This window comes from Sulfolobus sp. B1, assembly GCF_007050195.1.
Taxonomy (GTDB): Archaea; Thermoproteota; Thermoprotei_A; order Sulfolobales; family Sulfolobaceae; genus Saccharolobus.
The window spans coordinates 1-1,060 of sequence record NZ_QIMI01000275.1 but is presented as its reverse complement, the minus strand read 5'-3'; the positions used below and the strand labels follow the sequence as shown (position 1 = coordinate 1,060).

Sequence of the window (1,060 nt, the reverse complement as noted above, 5' to 3'; positions counted from 1 at the left end):
ATATAACATTAGATCTTAACTCACAATTCCCAGTTAGATTCTTACAAAAATGCCATAAATGCACATTAGTGCCAGATAAAAGGTTTAACTGATAAAAACACTTAAATATTTAGATATATCTTTTTGTAGTGTGGTGAAGTATGAATAGGAAAGTATTTCTGACTTACTTAATGATTGTAATATTTTTATTATCACCCTTGTTTATATTAACAACCACTTCAGCTACAAACTACTTCCAAGGATATTCATCAACGCTAGAACCTATTTCGCCCGGTGAGATAGAAGTTCCTATAACATTTCATTTAACTAACTTGGGCCCATTTAATCTGACAGATGTATCAATTATTGCAACTAACACTTATCCATTCTATGTTTATAACTACTACAACTCAACAAAGATTATCCACGTACCTTTATGGAATGTAGGCCAAACGATAAATGTCACGTTCTTATTCAATATCTCTAACACTGCTAAAGATGGCGTATATTCTGAAGCTATAGCTATACAAGGGATCGGTCAGTTTGGACAAACAATTGATACGACAGTACTAGTTGCTGTACCAGTCTTGGGTTATGTTAATTTCTCAGCATCATCAGTCTGGGGAACAACTTCAAGTCCAATGGTAGTAGGACCAGGAGAAAATAACGTACCACTAACAATAATACTACAAAATCTTGGAAATAGCTTAGTTACTAATATAACATTAGATCTTAACTCACAATTCCCAGTTAGATTCTTACAAAGTAATGCCAGTATTTCAGCCATTGAACCTGGATATTATGGAGAAGTTACAGTAATGGCTTCAGTATATCCAAATGCTACAGAGGGACTTTATTATATTAAACTAAAAATAATTTATTATCACAACGATACACAATACGTTCTATTACCAGTAGATATTGGAGCATCTAATCAAGTGTCATTAGTAGACGCTTGGGGAACTCCATCTGATCCACAAATAGCAGCTCCTGGAGAAACGCTACTGCCATTAACCATATATGTCGAGAATCTTGGTGAGAATTTGTTATCTAATGTAACGCTTATGCTACAATCACACTA

General features: G+C 34.0%; 1 pseudogene. It reads left to right on the top strand.

Annotated elements, in window-relative coordinates:
* Nucleotides 1-140: 140 nt before the first annotated feature.
* Nucleotides 141-1,060: pseudogene (locus DMP16_RS10140) on the top strand (hypothetical protein); the annotation flags it as partial.